Below are 19,089 nucleotides of genomic sequence, written 5' to 3' on the forward strand. Positions count from 1 at the left end.
TTACCGAACGTCCGGAGTGCGCGAGCACCCGGCAGGGGGGAATCAAGCAATGAAGATCTTCCAGCCGATGCTGTTCGTCGGCCTCGGCGGTACCGGCGGCCTGGTCGGCGCCGAACTGGAACGCCGGCTGCGCGCCGAACTCTGCGGGCCGGACGGCACCGCACTCACCGGCAACGGCGGACGCCTGCCGTACGAACTGCCGGGCTGTCTGCAGTTCGTGTACGCCGACTACAGCGAAGCGGAACTGGCCCGGCTGCCGCACCTGAGCGCCGACACCGCACGGCGCCAGGCGTACAGCCGCACCTCGCGCGCCACCCACGACCTGCTGCCGGCCGACTTCGACAGCTCCCCCGAAGTGACGCAGATGCTGCGCGCCGTGCTGCGCGAGGAGGTGGCCGACTGGCTGCCGCCGCACACCGGCGAGCCCAAGATCAACCCCTTGCGCAACGGCGCGGGCCAGCTGCCCACGGTGGGCCGCGCCGCGCTGTTCGCCACCCTGGCCGACGGCACGGCCCCGGTCACGACGCCGCTCCACCGCGCCATCGACTCGATCGCAGGCTCCGGCGGGGAACTGCAGGAGGTGGGCGGCGGCACCATCAACGGCTGCGACGTCTTCGTGGCGTTCTCGGTCGCCGGCGGCACCGGAGCGGGCATCTTCCTCGACTATCTGCACCTGATCGGGCAGGCGTTCAAGGACAAGCGGTTCAAGGGCGCGCGGATCTACCCCCTCGTGGTCATGCCCTCGGCCTTCCCCGAGGCCAAGGGCGGTGGCCGGGAGGCCGACCTGAACGCCGCACGCGCCGTGGTGGACCTCGCCCGGCTGGTGGACGAGCAGAACGCGCCCGACGCCGGCACGGAACTGGGCGACATCGACGTGCAGGGTTCCCTGCGCATCCGCTACCCGCAGATCCACCCGGTGTCGCTGCGGCCCGGCACCGTACCCACGGCCTTCCTGTTCAGCCCGACAGCGGGCATCCGCCCCGACGACCTGCGCAGGTCCATCGTCTCCCTCGTCCTGTCCCTGGTCGGCACCGATCTGGAGCTCGGGGCAGCCGGGGGCGGCGGACGCGACGACGACTACCAGACCTTCGCCAGCAACTTCGTCAACGGCGACATCAGCCGCCGTACCCGCTCGGCCACCGGCATCGGCCGGCAGGGCATCTCCACCAGCCTGGTCGCGTCGATGACGGCTCCGTTGGACGAACTGGCGGAGCTGGTCGCCGCCAGGATGCTGGCCCAGGCCGTCGAGCGGCTGACCGACACCTCCGCACCGGGGCCGCACGACACGGCCCCGCTGGTACGCGAGATGTTCACCGCGGCCGGACTGGGCGAGCTGTGGCGGCGCGACCCGCTGGAGGTGGTCGATCCCGACCCGCTGCCGCGCGGCAGCCGTGACATCGAAAGCGCCCTGCGCGACCGCGTCGAGCAGATGCGGCGGCTGTTGGCGGACCTCGAACGGCAGGTGGCCCACCGCATGCCCCTGCTGGTCGAGGGCTTCGCGCCGCGCCCCGCGGCCGAACAACTGCTGCACGGGACCGACCTCTTCACCCTCGGCCGGGTGGTCACCGGGGTACGCGGCGAGAGCGACCCTGTGGCACGGCTCGGTTTCCTCGGCATGCTCGACAACCGTCGGCAGGACCCCGCCCGCCCCCCGGGGGTGGACGTACAGCCGCCGCCGGTGCCGCGGATCAGAGGCCGCGCGGTGGGACCGCGTCCGCGCTGGGCCGACGACGAGGTGACCGCGGTCATCGCCGAGCAGGACCGCTGGTACAAGTGGCGGGCGCGCACCGTCTGGCACCGCGCGTGGAGCGAGCAGGAGGCGCGGTGGCGACCGGCCGCCGGCTTGCTGCAGAACGACGTGCACGTCATCGGTGAGGCGTTCCGCAAGCACGTGGACGACCAGCCGCGCCTCCACGCCGCCCAGGTCAAGGAGTTGTACGACGACCGCACCGGCGTCTCCTACCTGCTGCCGCCGCAGGGCAATCTGGGCCGCTTCTACCAGACACTGATGGAACGTCTGGTCGAGAGCGATCAGCTCGGGCCCAACGGCGACGAGGCCGCTCTCCTGCTCAAGCTGGTCGACCCCGATCTGCGGCGGGCCGCTCTGGTGGCGGGGCGGCACACGCCGGACGCAGCGGTCGCCGAGGTCAAGTCCGCTCTCAAGCACCGCGTCCAGCGTCTCTTCGCCGAGCGCCCGGACGGGCAGCGGACCCGTGCCCTGCTGCCGAGGATGAGCACCCTGTTGTCGGCCGCGGCGGGTGACGGCGAGGCCGCCGACCAGGTCAGCAACCGGGCACTCGAACAGTTCCGCTACAAGCTCGCCGGTCTGCTGCCGGCCGCCTTCACCCCGGAGGGCAACGGCCGGCTGAAGGTACTGATCACCTACCCGGGCGCGCGACGCGTGGCCGTCGACAACTACCTGGAGAAGGAGCTTCGGCTGCCCGCGGACAGCCGCCGCACCATCGAGTTCCGGGCCGTGGACACGGACTCGATCACGGTGGTGCTGTTCCGCAGCGAGATGAGCCTCACCGAGGTGCCCGAAGCCCGCAAGGTGCTGCGCCAGTGGGCCAGGGCCCAGGAGAGCCGCCGGGACGAGGACGTCCTGCGCTGGCGGCAGCGGCTCGGTTACCGCGACGACTGGCTGGCCAGCACCGCCGACGACCGCACCCACATCCTGAACCGGCTGCTGTGCGCGCTGTGGAACGGCCAGATCGACTACCAGGGCGACCCCGCGTCCCCCCTGCGGCTGCGGATCCGGCTGCACGACGACCGGAGCCCGGACGCGCCCGGCATCCAGTTGCGTCTCGACGAGTACCAGGACGAGGTCTCCAGTTGGGAGGGGCTGCTGCGGGCGTACGAACGCTGGGCGCTGCTGGCGGAGGAGAACGTCGTGCAGAGCTACTGCCAGGTGGTGATGAACACGCTGCCCCACGGCCTGGGGACCTCCGGGAGCGAGCCCTCGGAGCTCTATCTCAAGCTCGTCCACGAGGTGGCGCCCCGTCAGCTGGCCCTGCTGGAGGACAGGGAGCGCCGTTACGGCGCCCGGGTCGCCGACTGGGCCCGCAGACTGCGCGAGTTCTGGGCCGAGACCCTGCCCGGGGCACTCGACCTGCCGTTCCCCGAGGGTGAGCACGCGGCCCATCCCACCCTGCGCGAGCTGGAGGAATGGGTGCGCGAGGGCCGTGGCCCCGGCGCCGGCCCGTCGTACGGCGGCGGAGGGTACGGCGGCCGGGACGAGTGGGACCACCACCAGTCCTGGGAACAGCGGGAGCGGGCGGAGCACACCGCGGGACGGCCGCCGCTGCCGGGACCGGCAGGCGGCAGGTGGGACCGGTCGGCCGGGCCCGCACACCAAGGGGGTGCGCCGCGCCCCGTTCCCCACCACGCCGACGGCCCGGAGGCCCTCACGCAGCACGGAAGGCCCCGGTCCGACGGCCGGCCGGGCGACGTGCCGCAGACCCGCCCCACCTCCTCGCCCGGCCCGGCCGGCTACTCCGATGCCTTCCCTTCGGTCGCCGGGAGCGGCCGAGCCGCGTATCCCGGCCCTGCCCCGTACCCGGGTGGCGGTGACGTCGATGCGCCGTGGCCGTCCGCCCCGCCGAACGGCCGGCGGACCAGCCCGTGGCCGGACGCAGGGCCGGGCCCGGAGCCCCGGGCGGCGCCCGTCGCGGGCCACCACCGCGGCGAGGCGGAGGCCACCGGGTTCGACGGCGAGCCCGACCCGTGGCGCCCGGATCCGGGCGACGTCACTCCGGCCGCCCCTCCCGCAGGCCGGTCGGCCGTCCGGCCGACCCCGGCCGCCGCCCCCGCCGGACGCCCCGCGCCGGGACAGGTCACCGCCCGGGCACCCGATTACCCGGCCTATCCCCTTGAGACGGAGCCCGCTCCGGGCTGGCCGGGCGCCGGCTCCCCGACGCCCTGGGGCATCGCGGGTACGGACGGCGAGGCCGACTGGCCCGACGAGGAGACCGCGCCGAACAGCGACGGCGGCGACAGCGGTGACGGACGAGAGAACTGGGAGAACCGCACGTGAGCGTGACAGGAGCTCCGGTGGTCGTGCTCGACTTCCGCGGCGGCCGGGACGTACCGGTGGACAGCGCCGAGCTGCGCCGACGGATCTGCGAGCGTCAGCCCGACAGCGGCCGCGCCGACGTCGGGAACCTGCGCTTCCTGGTGGTCGACGAGCCGGACGGGCTGACGGCCCACGCCGAGGCGTACGAGTTGGTGACAGCCACTCCCACACTCGGCGCGGTCGGATTGCTCTGCCTGGTGGTGGGGTGCCTGCCCCACCCGAGCAGCCGGACCGCCTCGCCCGCGGACAGCGGATCGCCGGCGGACGGCGCCGGCCGGCGACTGCGGCTGGCGTCGGTCCTGCAGTCCTCCGGCACCGGAGTGCTCTGGGCCGCGGATCCCCGCGCGGGACACGATGCCCGGACCGACGATCCGGCCGGGGAGACGGAGGCGGCGCTGGCCGCGCTGACCGACCTGCTGCTCGTCCCCGAGGTCTTCGACGAGGTGCTGTCCGAGCTGCGCGACGCCCCCGTCTCGGTCGCCGTCCTCTCCCTGCGGGTCCTGGAGCACGATCTGTCCGCCGCCGTACGGGACAACGCGTGGAGCACCGCGCTGACCCGCTTCGCCGGCGGCGAGGCACCGGTGGCCGCCCCACCGGCCGCGCGGGATCTGCCCTCGGAACTCGCCGAACTGCTCGGGCCGGGTCCTGAACAGTTCACGGCGAACCTGCTGCGCCCCGGCGGCCCCGGTGAGACCGCCCGCCGGACCTGTGTCCGTGCGCTGGACGACCTCGCCGCGGCACGCACCGAACTCGGTTCGGCATCGGCTCTTCTGACAGGGCGCCGGACCGCCGACCAGGTCCCCCGGACCATCGACCGTGCGGTGGACACCCTGCGCCGTCACCGGGAAGGTGTGGCCGGTGTGCTGCGCGACAGCGGCTCGCCCGGCATCCCGCCCACCGATGCCTTCGCGCGCCTCGCCGACGCGGGCATCGAACTCCCGGCACCGGACGGCCGGTCCCGCGTCGGCTCCACGGACGAGGGGCTGCAACGCTGCACGGCGCAACTGCTCACCTCGGGCCTGCCCTTGCGTGCCGTCGCGGCCCGGCTGTCCGCGCTGGCGGAGCGGGTCGCCCCGCTGCCCGCCGCTGCCCGGCTGCGGGACCTTGAGCGCGCCTGTCCCGAGGAGTCGCTGCGGAGGGTGTCCGCCGGGCCGCCCCTGTACTTCGCCCGGGCCCGTACCGACGTCCTGGCGCCCACCGCGGCCCTGGGCTTCCTGTCCGCGCTGTGGCCCTGGCCCGGGACCCTGCTCGTGCTGGTGACGGCGGCCGTGTTCCACCTCGGCGGCGCACTCGCGACAGCCGCCCGTCCTGGCCGTGCGGCCGGTGGCCGGGCCCACCGGGCGGACACGGCCCGGGCCACCGCCCTGCTGCTGGGGACGGCCGCGGCGGTGGGACTGGGCCGACTGGTCGCGGTGCCCCGGGAGGTGGGGCTCGCGGGGGTGCTGCTCGGTGTCGTCGGCTCCGGCCTGTGCGTCGCCACGTGGTGGCGACGAGGCGTGGCCGACTGGTGGGACGCCACCGGCTCCACAGAACTCGGTACGCGCCTGACGGGCATCGACGCCGTGCTGGCCGACGCACTGCGCCGGCAGTGGTGGGCGGCGGACGAACGAACCCGTTGCGCCGACGGCGCCCGGACCCTGGCGGCCGTACTGCGGGGGGCGGCGGTCGAGGCGGAGGCGGGCCACCCCGCCTCCGGTGTGCCGTACGGACACGATGGTGCCCGGACCGGGCAGGACGGCTGGGTGGATCCCGGCTGGGACGACACCCCCGGGGGCGACTCGTCGTGGACGGCCCCTTCCTGGGAGAGCGGTGCGCGGGACCGCGGCCGGTGGGACGGTGCCCCTGGGACGGACACGCGGTGGGAGGACGCGGACTGGCCCGACGAAGCGTCGGCCGACGAGTGGGCGGCAACCGGGAACTTCCCCGGCCCGTCGGCACCACCACGCCCCGAGGGCACACCGCCGGCCGATCGTGCCGGAGCCTCGCGTCCCGGCGCCACGGGGCCGGGTACCTCCACCGGTCCCGGCCGCGTGCCGCGGGTCCTCGACCAGCGGGCCGACCCGCCGTGGCTGGAGAGGGGCGCGGGCGACGGCGGACCGGACCTGGTCCCCACCCTCGTCGCCGACCTGGCCGACGCCACCGTGGACGCGCTGCGCCGTTACACCGGCACGGCCGGGCGGGCGGGTGACGGCTCCGCCGGGGCGGCCGGGGCCCCCACCACGCTGGAAGGCGCCGTGAGCCAGGCCATCGCCGCCGCCCGTCTGCACCTGCGGGACAACGGGGTGGTGCCCACCCCGTCGTTCGCGCGGCGGGACCGGTTGCGCGGTGACCCGCTGGCGCTGCTGGGCATCGGGGCGCAGCGGGTCAACGAGGCGCTGAACACCGGGAGCCGGGGCCGGCCCCTGTTGCTCTGTCCCCCGGCCCAGCTCTCGCTGCTCAGCCGGGACCCGGCGGAGGCCCGGTCCATCACCTTCGCGCCGCAGGCCGTCCGGTCCGTTGTCGAGACCCCGCGGGGCGGCCGCACCCATGACGTCGCGCCGGGTCCCATGGTGTGGACGGCCTCCGGGCGCTTCGCGGGCATGCTGCGGCTCATCCCGCTGCGCACGGGGGTGGTGGAGAGTGTGCGCGTCCGCACCTGGGCCGACGACACGACGTACCCCGGCCGGGACCACGGGACCGCCCCGGACCCGGGCCAGGAAAGGGCACAGCGGTGACCCGTACCCGAACGCACACGAAGGACCGCACGCCGAACGCCCGGACAACCAAGGCAGTGGGTAACTCATGGTGAACGACCACCGGCCCGTACCGCACCACCAGGACCGGGTAGGCGTACCGGCGGGACCGCCCGCGACGCCCCGACAACCGCCGGCGCGCGAGGAACGCGGTGACCCCGGTGACGGAGAGCCAGAACGCCGCGGGGCAGCCGGGTGGCAAGGGACCGAGCCGGAGCAGGGAACCCACGCGGCCTCCGAACGCCAGGACGCCGCCGTGGAATTCGGCTTCGTCTCCCCGCAGGGCGACACACACCGGGTCCGGGCCCGTTTCGGACCGGACCGTCCCCGGCTGGTCCGGCCGCCGGCCATGGCCCGGCCCGTCCGCTTCGAGGACGGCTGGCAGGGCTTCCAGGTGCGGCTGCCGGCGGAAGCCGCTGCCGACCGGACCGCGTACACCCTCCTGGAGGCGGAGATCACCGCCGCTCTCGCCCTGCACCGCGCCTACGCGGGCACGCGCTTCGGCAGACTCTTCCCCACACCGGTCGGCCACGACATGAACACTCCGGCACCGTTCATCCTCTACGCCGTGCCCAGGGGCCGTCCCCTGTCCGGGCCGACCGAGCGGGTCTCGCTCGGCGACCAGCGCGTCGTCGAGCGGGATCTGGTGCTGGCGGTGCGGCTGATGGAAGAGGTCGGTCTCGTGCACCGCGGCATCGTGCCCGGCGCCGTGCGCTGGGACGCCCACGGCGTCCAGGTGTGGGACCTGGGGTCCGTCGTCCGGGCCGGCAGGCCCCGTGTCCCGTACGGGGTCCCTCCGTTCGCCTCGCCCGAGCAGCGGGCCGGCGTCGGGGCGGCCGATCCCCGGGACGCGCTGTGGAGCGTCGCCCAGGTGATGCACCAGCTCGTCACCGGCCGGCCCGGAAGCCCTGACGGACCACCGCCCGACCTGACCGCGCACCGGTCGATCGCCGACACCCTGGGCCCGCTCTTCGCACGCCGCGCGCAGGACCGGCCGGTTCCGGACGCCCTCTTGCGCAGCCTGGTGCCCGAGGTCGCCGCCGAGGTGGCCGGGGTACTGCTCCCGGATCCGCTGGAACAGTTCCGCCGCGAGTTCGACGACACCAGGCGGCGCAAGCACGCCACCCTTGCCCCGAGTCCCCCTGTCCACGGGCCCCGGCTCCCTGACGCGGGCCGGACCGGTGACGGCCGTGGCTTCGACGCCGGGTCCGGCACGCCGTCGTACCCCGACGCACCGCCCGCGGGGTCCACCGGCTACGAATACCGGCCCCGACCCGACCGCAGCAGGCTGCGTACCTGGATCAGCGGAGGACGCGCCTCCGGCACCACGGGCCCCGAGCAGGGCCGACCCGAAGGAGACAGCCGCCGATGACCGTACCCGTGACGGGCGTCGCCGCCCAGGAGATCCTCTGCCCGTACTGCCTGGAGGTCGCCTCCTACGACGAGCGGCAGCTGTACGTCCGCAACGACAAGCAGAAGTACGAACAGCTGCACGTCGACCGGCAGTCGAGCCCGCTGCGCCTCGCGGACACCCTCCGCTCCGCCTATCAGCGGTGCAGCAACGCCGATGACGTACAGGCGCACTACATTCCCGTGCCCTACCTCACCCACGGAAGTCCGCTGACCGTCGCCATGGTCGGGGACTCCGCGACCGGCAAGACGCATCTGCTGACCCAGATGATCGCCGAGATCACCGACGGAGGGCTGGACCGCTACGGCATGACCTGGCAGTCCGTCAATCCGCAGGACCATAAGACGTTCATGGACGAGCGGGTCGACGTGCTGCGTTCCGGGATGATGCTCGAGCACACCCCGTCCCGGTCGTTCGCCGCGTTCGTCGACGCCCTGCTGCTGACCGGGCCGGACGGGACCACCCGGCCCGTGGCCTTCTTCGACCTCAGCGGTGAGGACCTCCGTCGCACGGACGGTGTGCTGCGCTTCATGGTGGGCGTCGACGCGCTGATCTTCGTGGTCGACCCGCTGCGTGCCCTGCCCATGCCTCACCTGGACCCCCTGCGCGGCCAGCTGGGCTTCACCCGGGGAGGCGATCCGGCGTTCCAGACGGTGCTGGACCGGCTGCCCCGTACCGGCAGCCCCTACCTGGGCGTGGCCGCGGCCATGGTGATCAACAAGAGTGATCTGCTGCGCTTCGAACCCCCGGTGGACCGCTGGCTCGGCGAGCCACCGCCCGGCCGGCTGTCCGCCACCCGGCTCCAGGCGGAGAGCCGTGACGCCTACGCGTATCTCCGGGCCCACTCCGGACCGGCCTGGGTCAGGCCCTTCGACAGTGTGCTGCGCTGCACCCTGCACTTCGCCTCGGCCACGGGCAGCCACGACCACCAGGGAACCTTCCCGCACGGCATCCGGCCCCTACGGGTTCTGGAACCGCTGGTCTCGGTGCTCGCCATGTGCGGTCTGCTCGGCAGCGAGGCCGGGGACGGGCCGGCCACGGTGGGGATGTGACGGCGGCCATGGAGTCCCACTCCCCCACCGGTGAGCCCCGGCAGACGCCCCGGATCGACCAGGTGGTGTTCCGGTGGGCGGGCAACCGCGGGTCGCGCGGGGCCGGTATCGCGGCGGTCGCCCACTCCTGCCCGGAGCCCGAGGCCCGCGGACTCGCCGTGGAACTGGGCCCGGTGCTCCGGGTGGTGCGCGGCAGCGAGCAGCGGCCCAGCATCGTCCGGCACCGCCACGGCGACCGGGTGGTGCTGCTGCGCCGCACCCCCGGCTTCGACGACCAGAACCGTGACACCACCGTCTGCCACGCCCTGATCGGACCGCCCGAGCTGCTGCCCCCGTTGTACTGCCTGAGCCTGGGGGCCGTCCCCTGGGCCGAGGCCGGCTGGGTCGACCGGGTCGTCGGTGGCATCGACCCGATGCCCCGGGAGCGGCTGCGTGAGCTGGCCGGCCGGATGAGAGCCCGGATGGAGGGGAACGTAGGACTGGTCGAGGAACCGCTGCGCTGCCTGGTGGCACAGTTCCTGCGCACGCCCAGGGGGCGGGTGTCGGCTCCTGCCGGGGAACTCGACAGGGCGTTCACGGACGCGCTCGCACAGCCCGCCCCGGATCCCGGGGGGATCCCGGCCGGGGAGCTGCCCGATCCGGCGTTCCTGGCGCTGTGGGGCCTGTACCGGGTCTTCGGTTCCTGGCTGGGCGGTCAGGACAGCTGGACGTTCGCCACCTTCGACACGGTGGACGACCATCCGCACCGGGTCGTGTTCGTCCCCTCCTGGCGCGGCTCGGCCGAGGAGGACCAACGGTTGCAGCGGATCGACCTGCTGACCCCCGGCAGGGACGAGGCGGCCCAGATCGCGGGCATCCTGGTGAACCACTACCTGCGCTGGTCTCCCGCCTCGGGCGAATACCGTCGTCCGCTGGACCAGGTGCGGGAGGCGATGGCAGCCCCGGACCACCAGCGGATCCATCTGATCGTGAGCCGGCTCTGGCCGTCGAAAGCCGGTCAGTTCACACCCCCGTACACCGCGTCACCCCCGACGGAACCCTCCGTCCCCCACCTCCCGCCGGCCCACCCGGCCCCGTCCCGGGACGCCGGCCGTCCTGCTGCTCCCGGGACGGGGCGGGACAGGGAGACGGGCCGGGACGGCGGACCGCCCGCTGTTCCGGACGCCGGGCCGGCCAGGATCCGGAGCGGCGACGCACGGTCGCAGACGGAGACCGGCCCGTCGCACGGCGGTTCACAGGGCGGTTCACAGGGCGACGGACCCGCCACCGGTCACGCCTCCGCCGGCCGTGCTCCCACCGGTGACGTTCCGGCATCCCAGCCGTACGCCGAGTACCCGCCGAACCCGTCGTACGCGCCGAACCCGTCGTACGCGCCGCCGCACGCGCCCGGTCACGTCGAGGGACCGGGACCGATACCGGTCGAGGCGCCGGACCCGGCCCACGATGTGGGCGCCGGTGAGGAACCGGGCGCACCCAGCGGCGTCATCCCCACGGCGGGCTCGGCGTATCGACAGCAGAGCCTGACCTCCTCATGGAACCGGCCCCCGGCCCCGGCCGCGGAGCCGCCGGCCCCTGACGGGCAGCGGGACGACGGGCAGTACGGCGACACGCACGGCGGGCACTTCCGGCCCGTCGGACAGTCGGCACCGTCCGGCGGAGCGTCATTCGCCGAGTCATCGCCCCCAACCCCCGCACAGCCGGGGGCCCTTCCGAGCCCGTACCGTCCTCGCACCGACGTCGGGCCCCCCGCACCACATGCCCGAGGCGGTACGAGCCGCGTGCCCACCACCGCCCACCGCGCCACCGGCGCACGTGCCACCACCCCAACCGGTCACCGGCCCGCCGGAACCACCGCCGCCGCCCGTGCAGCAACCGACCGGCGCACCCGCGGACCGGCTGACGGCGGCGCGTCTGCCCGCGCTGGAGTCGGACGCCCTGCCGTCGTTCCTCGACCAGCACTCCACGGGACGGTCGACGGCACCCAAGAGACGGTCCCTGTCCCGCAAGGAGCGCCGGGAGCGTACTTCGGCGGCGGAGATCCAGACCCTGGTCGAGAACCTGACCCGCGTGGCGAACCCGATGAGCTACACCAGCGACCTCCGCCGCGCGGTCGAGGTGCGCCTGGACCGCACCCACCACGAGGACCTGTTGATCCTGCTGAAAAACCGTATGCCGTACGAAGCCCAGAACATCGTCCTGGAACGGCTCCCCGGGGCCGCGCGCTCGGACGACGCGGCCGGCGACCTGCTGTGCCGGCTGCTGGACATCGGGTTCGAGATCGCTCCCGCTCCCGAGGAGGAGTCGCTGGCGGACCTGCACGGGCACCGTGTCGCCCGCATGGTCTGCTGGTTCTTCCAGTGGCTCGTCGAGCCACGCGCCGAGGCCCACGCGGCCGCGATCGCCCACTACCTGCGCACCCTCGCGTCGGACGAGAAGGACACGGCCCGTCTGATCCTTGAGGAGCTACTGATCCACGCACGCCACGACCGGATCCCCGAACTGCCCAAGGCGGCGTGGCTGGCGGTGGTGCGCGCCCTGTACGAAAGGAGCAGCACACCCCACACCATGCCTGGCATGTGAAGAGGCCGTGTTCTCCCGAGCGCCACGCATCCCCCCGCACCGGGGATGCGGACCTTCGACCGGCATCCGGATCTTCAGCCCACCCCGCCCGTACGAAGAGCCGGAAGGCGGCTCCTTCGATCCGGCACGCCCCGAAAAAAGCCTGGCCGGACGGCGTTCACACACCGGAGTGGCGCTCCGCACCAGCATCACAAGGGCGGCGCGTGCCGGTCACCGCGCGGACCTGGTGCGGGTCGGGGAGGAGCTGGTGCTCCCCTTCATGCAGGACGTCCCCATGGCCGGGTGGGCGGCGGTGCGTTCGGTGACGAAGTCAGCTCCGTAGGTGCTCGTCTTCAGCAGCCCGCACACCTCGGCGACACCGTCGCCTTCCTCGGTGTCGCCTGTTCGGCGCAGCGGATCCATGGTGTCGGACGGACCGCGTCTCGGCTCAGGCACCCAAGCGCCCACTCGCGCTCATTGGAACGAAGGCGGCCCAGCCGTCCGCCGGAGACACGAGCACCGGCCCTTGGGGAAGTCGACTGCCCCGCACGAGCTTGCCGCGCCCCGCCGTCGGAGAAGGAAACGGGAAACAGCTTCGATCGCCTTGTCCGTCCGGGAGTTGGTGCCGCACTCTTTCGTGCAGCACCGCCTCGACCCGGATGACCGGGTTTGGGAGGTTCCCGTGCCACATCCGTCCACCCCGTTCGGCGAGGAACTGAGGAAGCGGCGTCTGGAGGCCGGACTGAGCCTTACGGACCTGTCCGTTCTCGTGCACTACAGCAAGGCGCAGCTCAGCAAGGTCGAGCGGGGCATCAAGGCACCCAGCCGTGATCTCGCGCGGCTGTGCGACCCGGCACTCGGTGCCGACGGGGCACTGATCGCCCTGAGCATCCCTACCGCTGTCGACTCACCTGCCGTGTCGGCGCCAGGCCGGGTCGAGGAGGAGAACTGGATGATGCAGTTGTCACCGGACGGCCCGAACTCGTTCGGGCCCGTGGGCCGGCGTGAGGTGATGAACGCCGGTGTCGCCTCGTTGATGACCTGGAGGTCGGACGGATCGGGTCCGGTTTCCCCGGCCGCCGGCGCCGGCATGCTGGAAGCCTCACGCTCCCTGTTCACGCACTACCGCAGACTCGGTCAGACCGTGGAACCCGGTCTGCTCCTGCCCGTTCTGATCGCGCAGACACACACGCTGCGGGAGCTGTCGGCGCAGAGCGACAGCTCCACCAGGCGCCGCCTGCTGGCGCTCGGTTCCCGGTACGCCGAGTACGTGGGCTGGCTGGTGCAGGAGACCGGGGACGAGCGTGCGGCGCTGTGGTGGACACAGCGGTCGGTCTGGCCGCCGCCGGCGGTGATCAGGCACTGGCCGGTTATGCGCTGGTCCGCAGGGCGTTGGTCACGCTGTACCGGGAGGACGCCGAGCAGACGATCGCGCTGGCCCGCCGGGCGCAGAGCGGCGTGCTGCCGCCACGGATCCGCGGTCTCGCCGCACAGCGCGAAGCGCAGGGTCATGCCCTCGCCGGTGATGTCGGCGCCTGTCTACGTGCCCTGGACCGGGCTCGTACCCTGCTCGCCCGCCGGAACGACATCGCCGAAGGCGCTGACGGCCCGGTGATCGGCTCCATGCATCTTCCCGATTCGGTCGGCATGATCACCGGCTGGTGCCTCGTCGATCTCGGGCGGCCGCGCGAGGCGGGTGAGGAACTGGATCGGCAGCTCACTCTGGTCGGCCCCGACGCGGTGCGTACACAGGTCCGGTACGGCGTACGCCGCGCGCTCGCCTATGCCTCCGCCGGCGAGATCGACCACGCCTGCGCGCTGACGGAGCCACTGCTCGACGGCGTGACGGCGGTGCGCTCGGCGACCGTCACGACCGATCTCCGACGGCTCGTCCGGGTGTTGGGCCGCTACCCGGACCATCCACCGGTACGCCGGCTGGCACCGCGGCTCGGCACCTTGTCACGCCCGACCACCCCTCTTGAGGAGTCACCGTCATGAGCGAGATCTTCATCAACTACCGCACCGGGGACGGGGAGAAGACCGCGGCCCTACTGCGTCAAGGGCTGTCGCACCGCTTCGGTCCAGGACACGCGTTCCACGCGTCACAGTCCATCGTCCCCGGTGAAAGCTGGCCCGAACGGCTACTGGCCGCGGTACGGCGCAGCTCCGTACTCCTGGCCGTCATCGGACCGGACTGGACGAACTTCCGTACCCGGCTGGAGGACCCCGAGGACTGGGTGCGCAAGGAGATCGAGGAGGCTTTCACCTGTGAGGTCCCGGTGGTCCCCGTTCTGGACGGACGCAAAACCAGCCGGCTGAGCAAGGCCGATCTCCCGCCCGCGTTGCAACGGCTCGCCGATCTCCAGTCCATCGCGTTCGACTCCGGTGACACCGACGTGTGTGTCGCGCGCATCGGTGATCTGATGGCCGACCTGATTCCCGGCCTTGACGACCGGTCAGGGACCGAGGCGGGGACGCCCGCGCCGGGCAGCGTGACCAATTCCATCGGGACCGTGAGCGGTACAGCCGTACAGAGCCGTGACTTCACCGGTGACGTCGGCACGGTCGTCAAGGGCGCCCACGGTCCTGTCCACACCGGGAACGGCAACATCTACTCGCATTCACGTCATGTCTCGGGCGGTGACGGAATGACGTACTCCGAGGGTGACCACCACGGTGCCGTCCAGCACCGGTTCGGCGAACGGGACGGTCACGAGGACAAGGACCGGTGAACCAGCGCACCGGCACCTGGGTCCGGGACTCGGGCGTCACGGTCACGGGCCCTGGCGACGTCTACATCGGAACGCAACTGCAGGACTCGGACAGGCCGGCGTTCCGCCGCGTCGCCGAGGACCAACTCCGCCGGCTGCGCTACGTACTGGTCGCTCCGCCGCGTATGGGCGAGGCTCGTGCCGTACTCGCCGACACCGGCACCGTCATCCTGGAGGGTGTCCCGGGCAGCGGCCGGGCGGCTGCGGCCCGCGTACTGCTGCACGAACATCACCGGGACAGTGGTGTCTTCCACGAACTCCTGCCCGGTGAGGAGGGGGAGCTGTCCCTCCAGGACCCCGCTCTGGTCGGGACCGGTGATCAGTTGCTGCTGGACCTGTCCGCCGCGGACGACCGCCGCTGGGCAGCGGCCCAGGCCGACCTCCCGGCGCTGCGCAAGGCCGTGCACGAGCAACGGGCTCATCTGGTCGTGGTCATGCCGCACCTCGGCGTTCTCGAACCGGACCTGCAGTACTGTCGCGTGGTAATCGAACGGCCACACGGTATCGGCGTACTCAAGCGGCATCTGCGCCTGCACGGTGTGCCGCCTGAGGAATACCTCCGGTCGAACGGCACCGTCACCGGTTTCCTGACGGCGAACAGGCCGATGCGGGAGATTGCGGAATTCGCCGACCTGGTGCGCCGAGCACGCGAGGCCGGTCAGCCCGGGGACGGATTCGGTCAGTGGTGCGAGGCGGCCTGGCGGGCTCGAAACGACGGCCGACGGGAAGCCGCCGCGCTCGTCACCAAACTGAGGGAGGCGCCGCAACGAGCCCTGCTGATCGCGGTGTCCATGCTGCACGGGGCGCATGCCGATGTCGTTCACCGCGCGGCCGAACAACTGCTGAGCGCCCTCGGGCCTCCGTCGGAGGGCGACTCGCCGCTGCAGCACCGGGACCTCGCCGAGCGGCTCCTCGAGATCTCGGCCACTGCCACCCCCGACGGACAGGTCCGGTTCGAGAAGCTGGACTTCGACTCCGCCGTTCGTGCCCATTTCTGGGACCACATGCCCGATCTCCGTCCTCACCTGGGCACCTGGGCCGCGAGCGTGGTGGAGCTGAGGGACCCGCACGTCGTCCCCGTCGTACGCGACGGCCTGGTGGAACGAGTGGCCGGTGAATATCTGCGGACCGGACGTGCGGACGGCTTGGGCACCCTCATCGAAGGCTGGAGCACCGGTGGGACGAGCCGCCCTCGCCTGGAAGCGGCCGTTCATGCGCTCACCCGCGGGCTGGCGGACCCGGTGCACGCCAGGGACTTCCGCGAGCAGATCTACCAGTGGTGCGCCAAACGGCAACTCAAGGGGGAGTTCGCGCAGGTGCTGGTCCGCGTCTGCGCCGACGTCCTCGCGACCAGTCATCCCGATCAAGCCCTGGTCAGGCTCTACCACCTGGCCCGGCGTGAGCGCGGCACGACGCGTGCCCGGCAGGCGCTGTGCGAACTGGTGGCGCGCAGCCGCCGACTGCACCGCGTGCTGCTCCACCGTCTCGCCCATTCCGACCTCTCACCCGCCAATCTCGGGATCTTCCTCCAGATCAGCGACCCCGAACTGTTGACGCAGCACACCGGCACTTCGCACACGCTGGTCGACGAACAGGGCGCACAGGGCTCCCTGACAACCTGTTGGCACGCGGTACTGGCCGAGCTGCCGCCTCCGCAGTGGCAGGCCGAAGCACGACGCTGGCTCCACTGGGCGGCCGTCGACACCGGACCGCACGGCGGGCTCCTGCTGGACCTCCTCGTCAACGCGGCACAGCGGTGCACGGAGAAACGGGGCGAGGTCTTCGCTCTGCTGTACGCGTGCGCCCGCGACGCCGAGCGCACCGGCCCGGGGGATGCGGCGCGGGCCGCGGAGACTACCGGTCTGCTGCTCCACAAGATCAGCGCGGCTCAAGGCATCGCTCCGGCCACACCGCCGACGACCTCACCCAGGGGGACTCGACCATGACCACCGCACGGAAAACCACAACCGTCTTCCTCACCGTTCTGAGCGGTCTCCTGCTGAGCATCATCGGTCTGACGCAGCGGTGGCCCGCATGGGCCTGGCCACTGCTGGCAGTGCTGCTGCTCGTCGTCCCCGCAGCCGTCTTCCGGATTGCCGCGATGCGCCGCGGCACAGTGCCTGTGGCTTTCGAAGAGCAGCTCACGGCCGCCCCCATGGAACGCACGGACCACCGCGTCAGTCAGGTCGTGCTGCCCAGCAAGTGGGCCGACTACGACTTCGTCTTCTCCGCGACGGTGCGCTGGTACCTCGTCGACGCTCCCGCGAGTGCCCCCGTTCTCAACCCGGCGGGCCTTGCCGTCGACGCGGTCCTGAAGCGGGCCCGCGCCATCACCGAGCAACGAGAACCGGTCCGGGCTTCGCTCGTCGAGCAGGAACTGTCCGGTGCCCTCAGCCGGATGCTGCCCGAGCTCACCGGGCACCTCCAAGCGATGGCGGAGAACGTCCAGCTCGTCCTGGTACAGCAGGACCAGGAGCGCCTCGACAAGCTCGCCGACGTACGCAAGGACGAGGAAGTCTGGGCGCACCAGCGCAAGTACGAGCAGAGCAGGCGCCGGTACTTGGGCGAGGACGTCCTCAAAAACACCGGCAGTGCCGTGGTCTGGTGGCTCACCAAGAACGACGAACACGTGGAACACACGGTGAACGACCTGGCCTTGCTCGCTCAGCTCACCTCGGCGGCCAATGACACCGACATTCCCGAACGGCTTCGGGATCTGATCTCTCAGCAGGCCGGCGAGCCGACGACGTCGGACTTTCCCAGGGAGGAGCCTCCCTCAGCGCCGCAGGGACGGGAGACGGCCACGATGCATCTCTCCGACTTCCTCGACAGCATCGGCTTCACCGACGGAGATGTACGCCGTCCGATGCTCGCCGCGCAGATCGCCGGCCTCATCAAGGAACAGAACCGCCACGAGACCGCCGAGGAGATCCAGCACCGCTTCGATCCGCCGGCGTCCCTCGCTCCGGACGACGACGAGGCGCCCGCCTCCGGCTCCGCCCTCGCCTAGGAGAAGAAACATGGACAGCGAACTGGCCGTACTCGCGGCGTCGGGCGCCACCACACTGGTCTCCCTGATGGTCACCGACTCCTGGACACACGCCCGGGAACTCGTCGGGCGGTACCTGACCCGCACAGGCGCGGACCCCGACACGTTCGACGACATGCAGGACGCGAGGACCCGGCTCCTCGCCGCCGACGTCAAGGAACGTGAACGGACCGCCCGCGAGATCAGCCGACGATACGGTGACCGTCTGCGCCGATTCGCGGAAGCTGACGACGGCAGCGGCGAAGCCCTGCGCGCTCTGCTGACCTCGTTACTGCAACTCTCGGCGTCCGCGACAGGCACCTGGCGCACGGTGGACAACCGCATCAGCGGAGGAGTCCAGCACGGTCCCGTCGTCCAGTCGGGCACCGTTGCCGGGCTGACCTTCCACGTGGATCACGTCGATCGCCAGTAGCGCCAGTAGCGCCAGTGCAGGCAGGGCACCGCGCACTCCTGTGCTCTGTCAACCCGTTCCTGCCCCGGCGCGGATGACAAGGGAGCCACGCCTTCCAGTGCACAGCGTTCCATGCCGGCTTGACCTGAGCAGGGCAGGGCCACGCATGAGGGCAGGACATGCGCGTTCCCTGCCCTCACGTCGTCGACCATCAGGAAACGGGGAACCAGGCCGCCAGGCGCTTGGCGATGACCGGTACATCGATGTTGTCCTGTGCAACGTCCTCGACGAATGGGCCGGCAACGGAGACGGGCGGTGGGGCGGTACTGGTACTGACGCCGTTGAAGCGCAGGAAGACGCGCATGGCCAGCCAAGCGGTGCGCTCGTTGTCGTCGATCAGTGCATGATTGCGGGCGACGGAGTGCAGCAGTGCCGCAGCCTTCTCGTGCAGCGTGGGATACAGCTCGGCTCCGAACACGTTCGTCCGGGGTCGCTCGACCGCTGACACCAGAAGGCCCATGTCACGGACGCTGTGCTCCGTACCGTTGACCGTACGGGCGATGGCCAGGATTTCGTCGAGCTGGATGTAGCGCACGTCGGTCACTTCAGGTAGTCCAGGATCTCCGCATCGCTGTCCATGAGCTCGACCAGGACGTCATCGACCTTCAGCTCCGCCCGGTTCTGGGCGTCACGGATGGCCTCGATGGCGAGTTCCTGCTTGCTGCGGCCCTCCCGGCGAGCCCGCTCGGTGAGCTTCGCGTCAAGGTCGTCGGGGAGTCGAAGTGTCATCGCCATACGCCCATGATACCAGTCTGGTATCAACGGTGCTCTCGGTGAGGATCCCGTCCGAAGCGACGTGGCTCAGGGCCGTAAGGGTCCAGCCCTTCAGGTACGGCTTGAGGTCGTCCGGCGTCGGTTCGCGGCGACTCGGTACGACCGGTAGCCGGCTGAGCGGGTCGAGGGCCTGAACGTACCGTCGAGCCCAGTCCAGCCACCGACTCGCCTCTTCCGTGTCGACGCTGTCCGCTTCCTCGACGCTCACGAGTCGGCGC

At 72.0% G+C, this 19,089-nt stretch carries 15 protein-coding genes; 11 read left to right on the forward strand and 4 right to left on the reverse strand.

Features of this window, described 5'->3' with window-relative positions:
* Nucleotides 1-49: 49 nt before the first annotated feature.
* The 4 genes from QFZ75_RS10370 to QFZ75_RS10385 all read left to right on the forward strand — a co-directional run bounded on the left by QFZ75_RS10370 (nucleotide 50) and on the right by QFZ75_RS10385 (nucleotide 9,267).
* The gene (locus QFZ75_RS10370; RefSeq protein WP_307535806.1) at nucleotides 50-4,033 is read left to right on the forward strand and encodes a tubulin-like doman-containing protein; all 3,984 of its coding nucleotides are present in this window, start codon (nucleotides 50-52) and stop codon (nucleotides 4,031-4,033) included.
* Nucleotides 4,030-6,786 carry a hypothetical protein gene (locus QFZ75_RS10375; protein ID WP_307535808.1) on the forward strand — a complete coding sequence of 919 codons (2,757 nt, stop codon included), beginning with the start codon at nucleotides 4,030-4,032 and terminating at the stop codon, nucleotides 6,784-6,786. Before QFZ75_RS10370 ends, QFZ75_RS10375 begins: the two co-directional genes overlap by 4 nt.
* 274 nt (nucleotides 6,787-7,060) lie before the next feature.
* Nucleotides 7,061-8,176, forward strand: coding sequence for a hypothetical protein (locus tag QFZ75_RS10380; RefSeq protein ID WP_307535810.1), 1,116 nt, complete (start codon nucleotides 7,061-7,063; stop codon nucleotides 8,174-8,176).
* Nucleotides 8,173-9,267 carry a hypothetical protein gene (locus tag QFZ75_RS10385; RefSeq protein WP_307535812.1) on the forward strand — a complete coding sequence of 365 codons (1,095 nt, stop codon included), beginning with the start codon at nucleotides 8,173-8,175 and terminating at the stop codon, nucleotides 9,265-9,267. Before QFZ75_RS10380 ends, QFZ75_RS10385 begins: the two co-directional genes overlap by 4 nt.
* 694 nt (nucleotides 9,268-9,961) lie before the next feature.
* On the opposite strand, the gene QFZ75_RS10390 is transcribed toward QFZ75_RS10385, so the two are convergent.
* Complete coding sequence (locus QFZ75_RS10390; protein WP_307535814.1) at nucleotides 9,962-10,123, reverse strand: hypothetical protein; 162 nt, start codon at nucleotides 10,121-10,123, stop codon at nucleotides 9,962-9,964.
* A gap of 1,007 nt (nucleotides 10,124-11,130) precedes the next feature.
* Here QFZ75_RS10390 and QFZ75_RS10395 point away from each other — a divergent pair.
* Nucleotides 11,131-11,847, forward strand: coding sequence for a hypothetical protein (locus QFZ75_RS10395; RefSeq protein ID WP_307535816.1), 717 nt, complete (start codon nucleotides 11,131-11,133; stop codon nucleotides 11,845-11,847).
* A gap of 210 nt (nucleotides 11,848-12,057) precedes the next feature.
* Here the strand turns inward: QFZ75_RS10395 and QFZ75_RS10400 are convergent, their stop codons facing one another.
* Entirely contained in the window at nucleotides 12,058-12,282 is a 225-nt protein-coding gene (locus tag QFZ75_RS10400) for a hypothetical protein (protein ID WP_307535818.1), read from the reverse strand.
* 226 nt (nucleotides 12,283-12,508) lie between these two features.
* Here QFZ75_RS10400 and QFZ75_RS10405 point away from each other — a divergent pair, with 226 nt between their 5' ends.
* From QFZ75_RS10405 to QFZ75_RS10430, 6 genes are read left to right on the forward strand one after another with little or no spacing between them, the layout of a single operon-like run.
* The gene (locus tag QFZ75_RS10405; protein WP_307535819.1) at nucleotides 12,509-13,441 is read left to right on the forward strand and encodes a helix-turn-helix domain-containing protein; all 933 of its coding nucleotides are present in this window, start codon (nucleotides 12,509-12,511) and stop codon (nucleotides 13,439-13,441) included.
* Between the two features lie 8 nt (nucleotides 13,442-13,449).
* Complete coding sequence (locus QFZ75_RS10410; RefSeq protein ID WP_307535821.1) at nucleotides 13,450-13,824, forward strand: hypothetical protein; 375 nt, start codon at nucleotides 13,450-13,452, stop codon at nucleotides 13,822-13,824.
* Nucleotides 13,821-14,558, forward strand: coding sequence for a toll/interleukin-1 receptor domain-containing protein (locus QFZ75_RS10415; protein ID WP_307535822.1), 738 nt, complete (start codon nucleotides 13,821-13,823; stop codon nucleotides 14,556-14,558). The genes QFZ75_RS10410 and QFZ75_RS10415 overlap by 4 nt, the downstream gene beginning before the upstream one ends.
* The gene (locus QFZ75_RS10420; RefSeq protein ID WP_307535824.1) at nucleotides 14,555-16,543 is read left to right on the forward strand and encodes a hypothetical protein; all 1,989 of its coding nucleotides are present in this window, start codon (nucleotides 14,555-14,557) and stop codon (nucleotides 16,541-16,543) included. Before QFZ75_RS10415 ends, QFZ75_RS10420 begins: the two co-directional genes overlap by 4 nt.
* Nucleotides 16,540-17,607: a hypothetical protein gene (locus QFZ75_RS10425; RefSeq protein ID WP_307535825.1), complete on the forward strand. Its 1,068-nt coding sequence runs from the start codon at nucleotides 16,540-16,542 to the stop codon at nucleotides 17,605-17,607. Before QFZ75_RS10420 ends, QFZ75_RS10425 begins: the two co-directional genes overlap by 4 nt.
* Nucleotides 17,608-17,617: 10 nt before the next feature.
* Nucleotides 17,618-18,058: a hypothetical protein gene (locus QFZ75_RS10430; RefSeq protein ID WP_307535826.1), complete on the forward strand. Its 441-nt coding sequence runs from the start codon at nucleotides 17,618-17,620 to the stop codon at nucleotides 18,056-18,058.
* A gap of 190 nt (nucleotides 18,059-18,248) precedes the next feature.
* Here QFZ75_RS10430 and QFZ75_RS10435 read toward each other — a convergent pair whose 3' ends face one another.
* Both QFZ75_RS10435 and QFZ75_RS10440 read right to left on the reverse strand, forming a co-directional pair.
* Nucleotides 18,249-18,641, reverse strand: a complete 393-nt coding sequence (locus tag QFZ75_RS10435) for a type II toxin-antitoxin system death-on-curing family toxin (protein ID WP_307535828.1) — start codon at nucleotides 18,639-18,641, stop codon at nucleotides 18,249-18,251.
* Complete coding sequence (locus tag QFZ75_RS10440) at nucleotides 18,638-18,832, reverse strand: ribbon-helix-helix protein, CopG family (RefSeq protein ID WP_121749681.1); 195 nt, start codon at nucleotides 18,830-18,832, stop codon at nucleotides 18,638-18,640. The genes QFZ75_RS10435 and QFZ75_RS10440 overlap by 4 nt, the downstream gene beginning before the upstream one ends.
* Nucleotides 18,833-19,089 lie beyond the last annotated feature (257 nt).

The organism is Streptomyces sp. V3I8, from assembly GCF_030817535.1.
Taxonomy (GTDB): domain Bacteria; phylum Actinomycetota; class Actinomycetes; order Streptomycetales; family Streptomycetaceae; genus Streptomyces.

What these genes read in the sequence shown, in the direction of transcription:
- QFZ75_RS10410 (WP_307535821.1), top strand. Translation starts at nt 13,450, where the DNA reads ATGCATCTTCCCGATTCGGTCGGCATGATCACCGGCTGGTGCCTCGTC.
- QFZ75_RS10430 (WP_307535826.1), top strand. Translation starts at nt 17,618, where the DNA reads ATGGACAGCGAACTGGCCGTACTCGCGGCGTCGGGCGCCACCACACTG.
- QFZ75_RS10390 (WP_307535814.1), bottom strand. Translation starts at nt 10,123, where the DNA reads ATGCCCGCGATCTGGGCCGCCTCGTCCCTGCCGGGGGTCAGCAGGTCG.
- QFZ75_RS10415 (WP_307535822.1), top strand. Translation starts at nt 13,821, where the DNA reads ATGAGCGAGATCTTCATCAACTACCGCACCGGGGACGGGGAGAAGACC.
- QFZ75_RS10440 (WP_121749681.1), bottom strand. Translation starts at nt 18,832, where the DNA reads ATGGCGATGACACTTCGACTCCCCGACGACCTTGACGCGAAGCTCACC.
- QFZ75_RS10385 (WP_307535812.1), top strand. Translation starts at nt 8,173, where the DNA reads ATGACCGTACCCGTGACGGGCGTCGCCGCCCAGGAGATCCTCTGCCCG.
- QFZ75_RS10425 (WP_307535825.1), top strand. Translation starts at nt 16,540, where the DNA reads ATGACCACCGCACGGAAAACCACAACCGTCTTCCTCACCGTTCTGAGC.
- QFZ75_RS10370 (WP_307535806.1), top strand. Translation starts at nt 50, where the DNA reads ATGAAGATCTTCCAGCCGATGCTGTTCGTCGGCCTCGGCGGTACCGGC.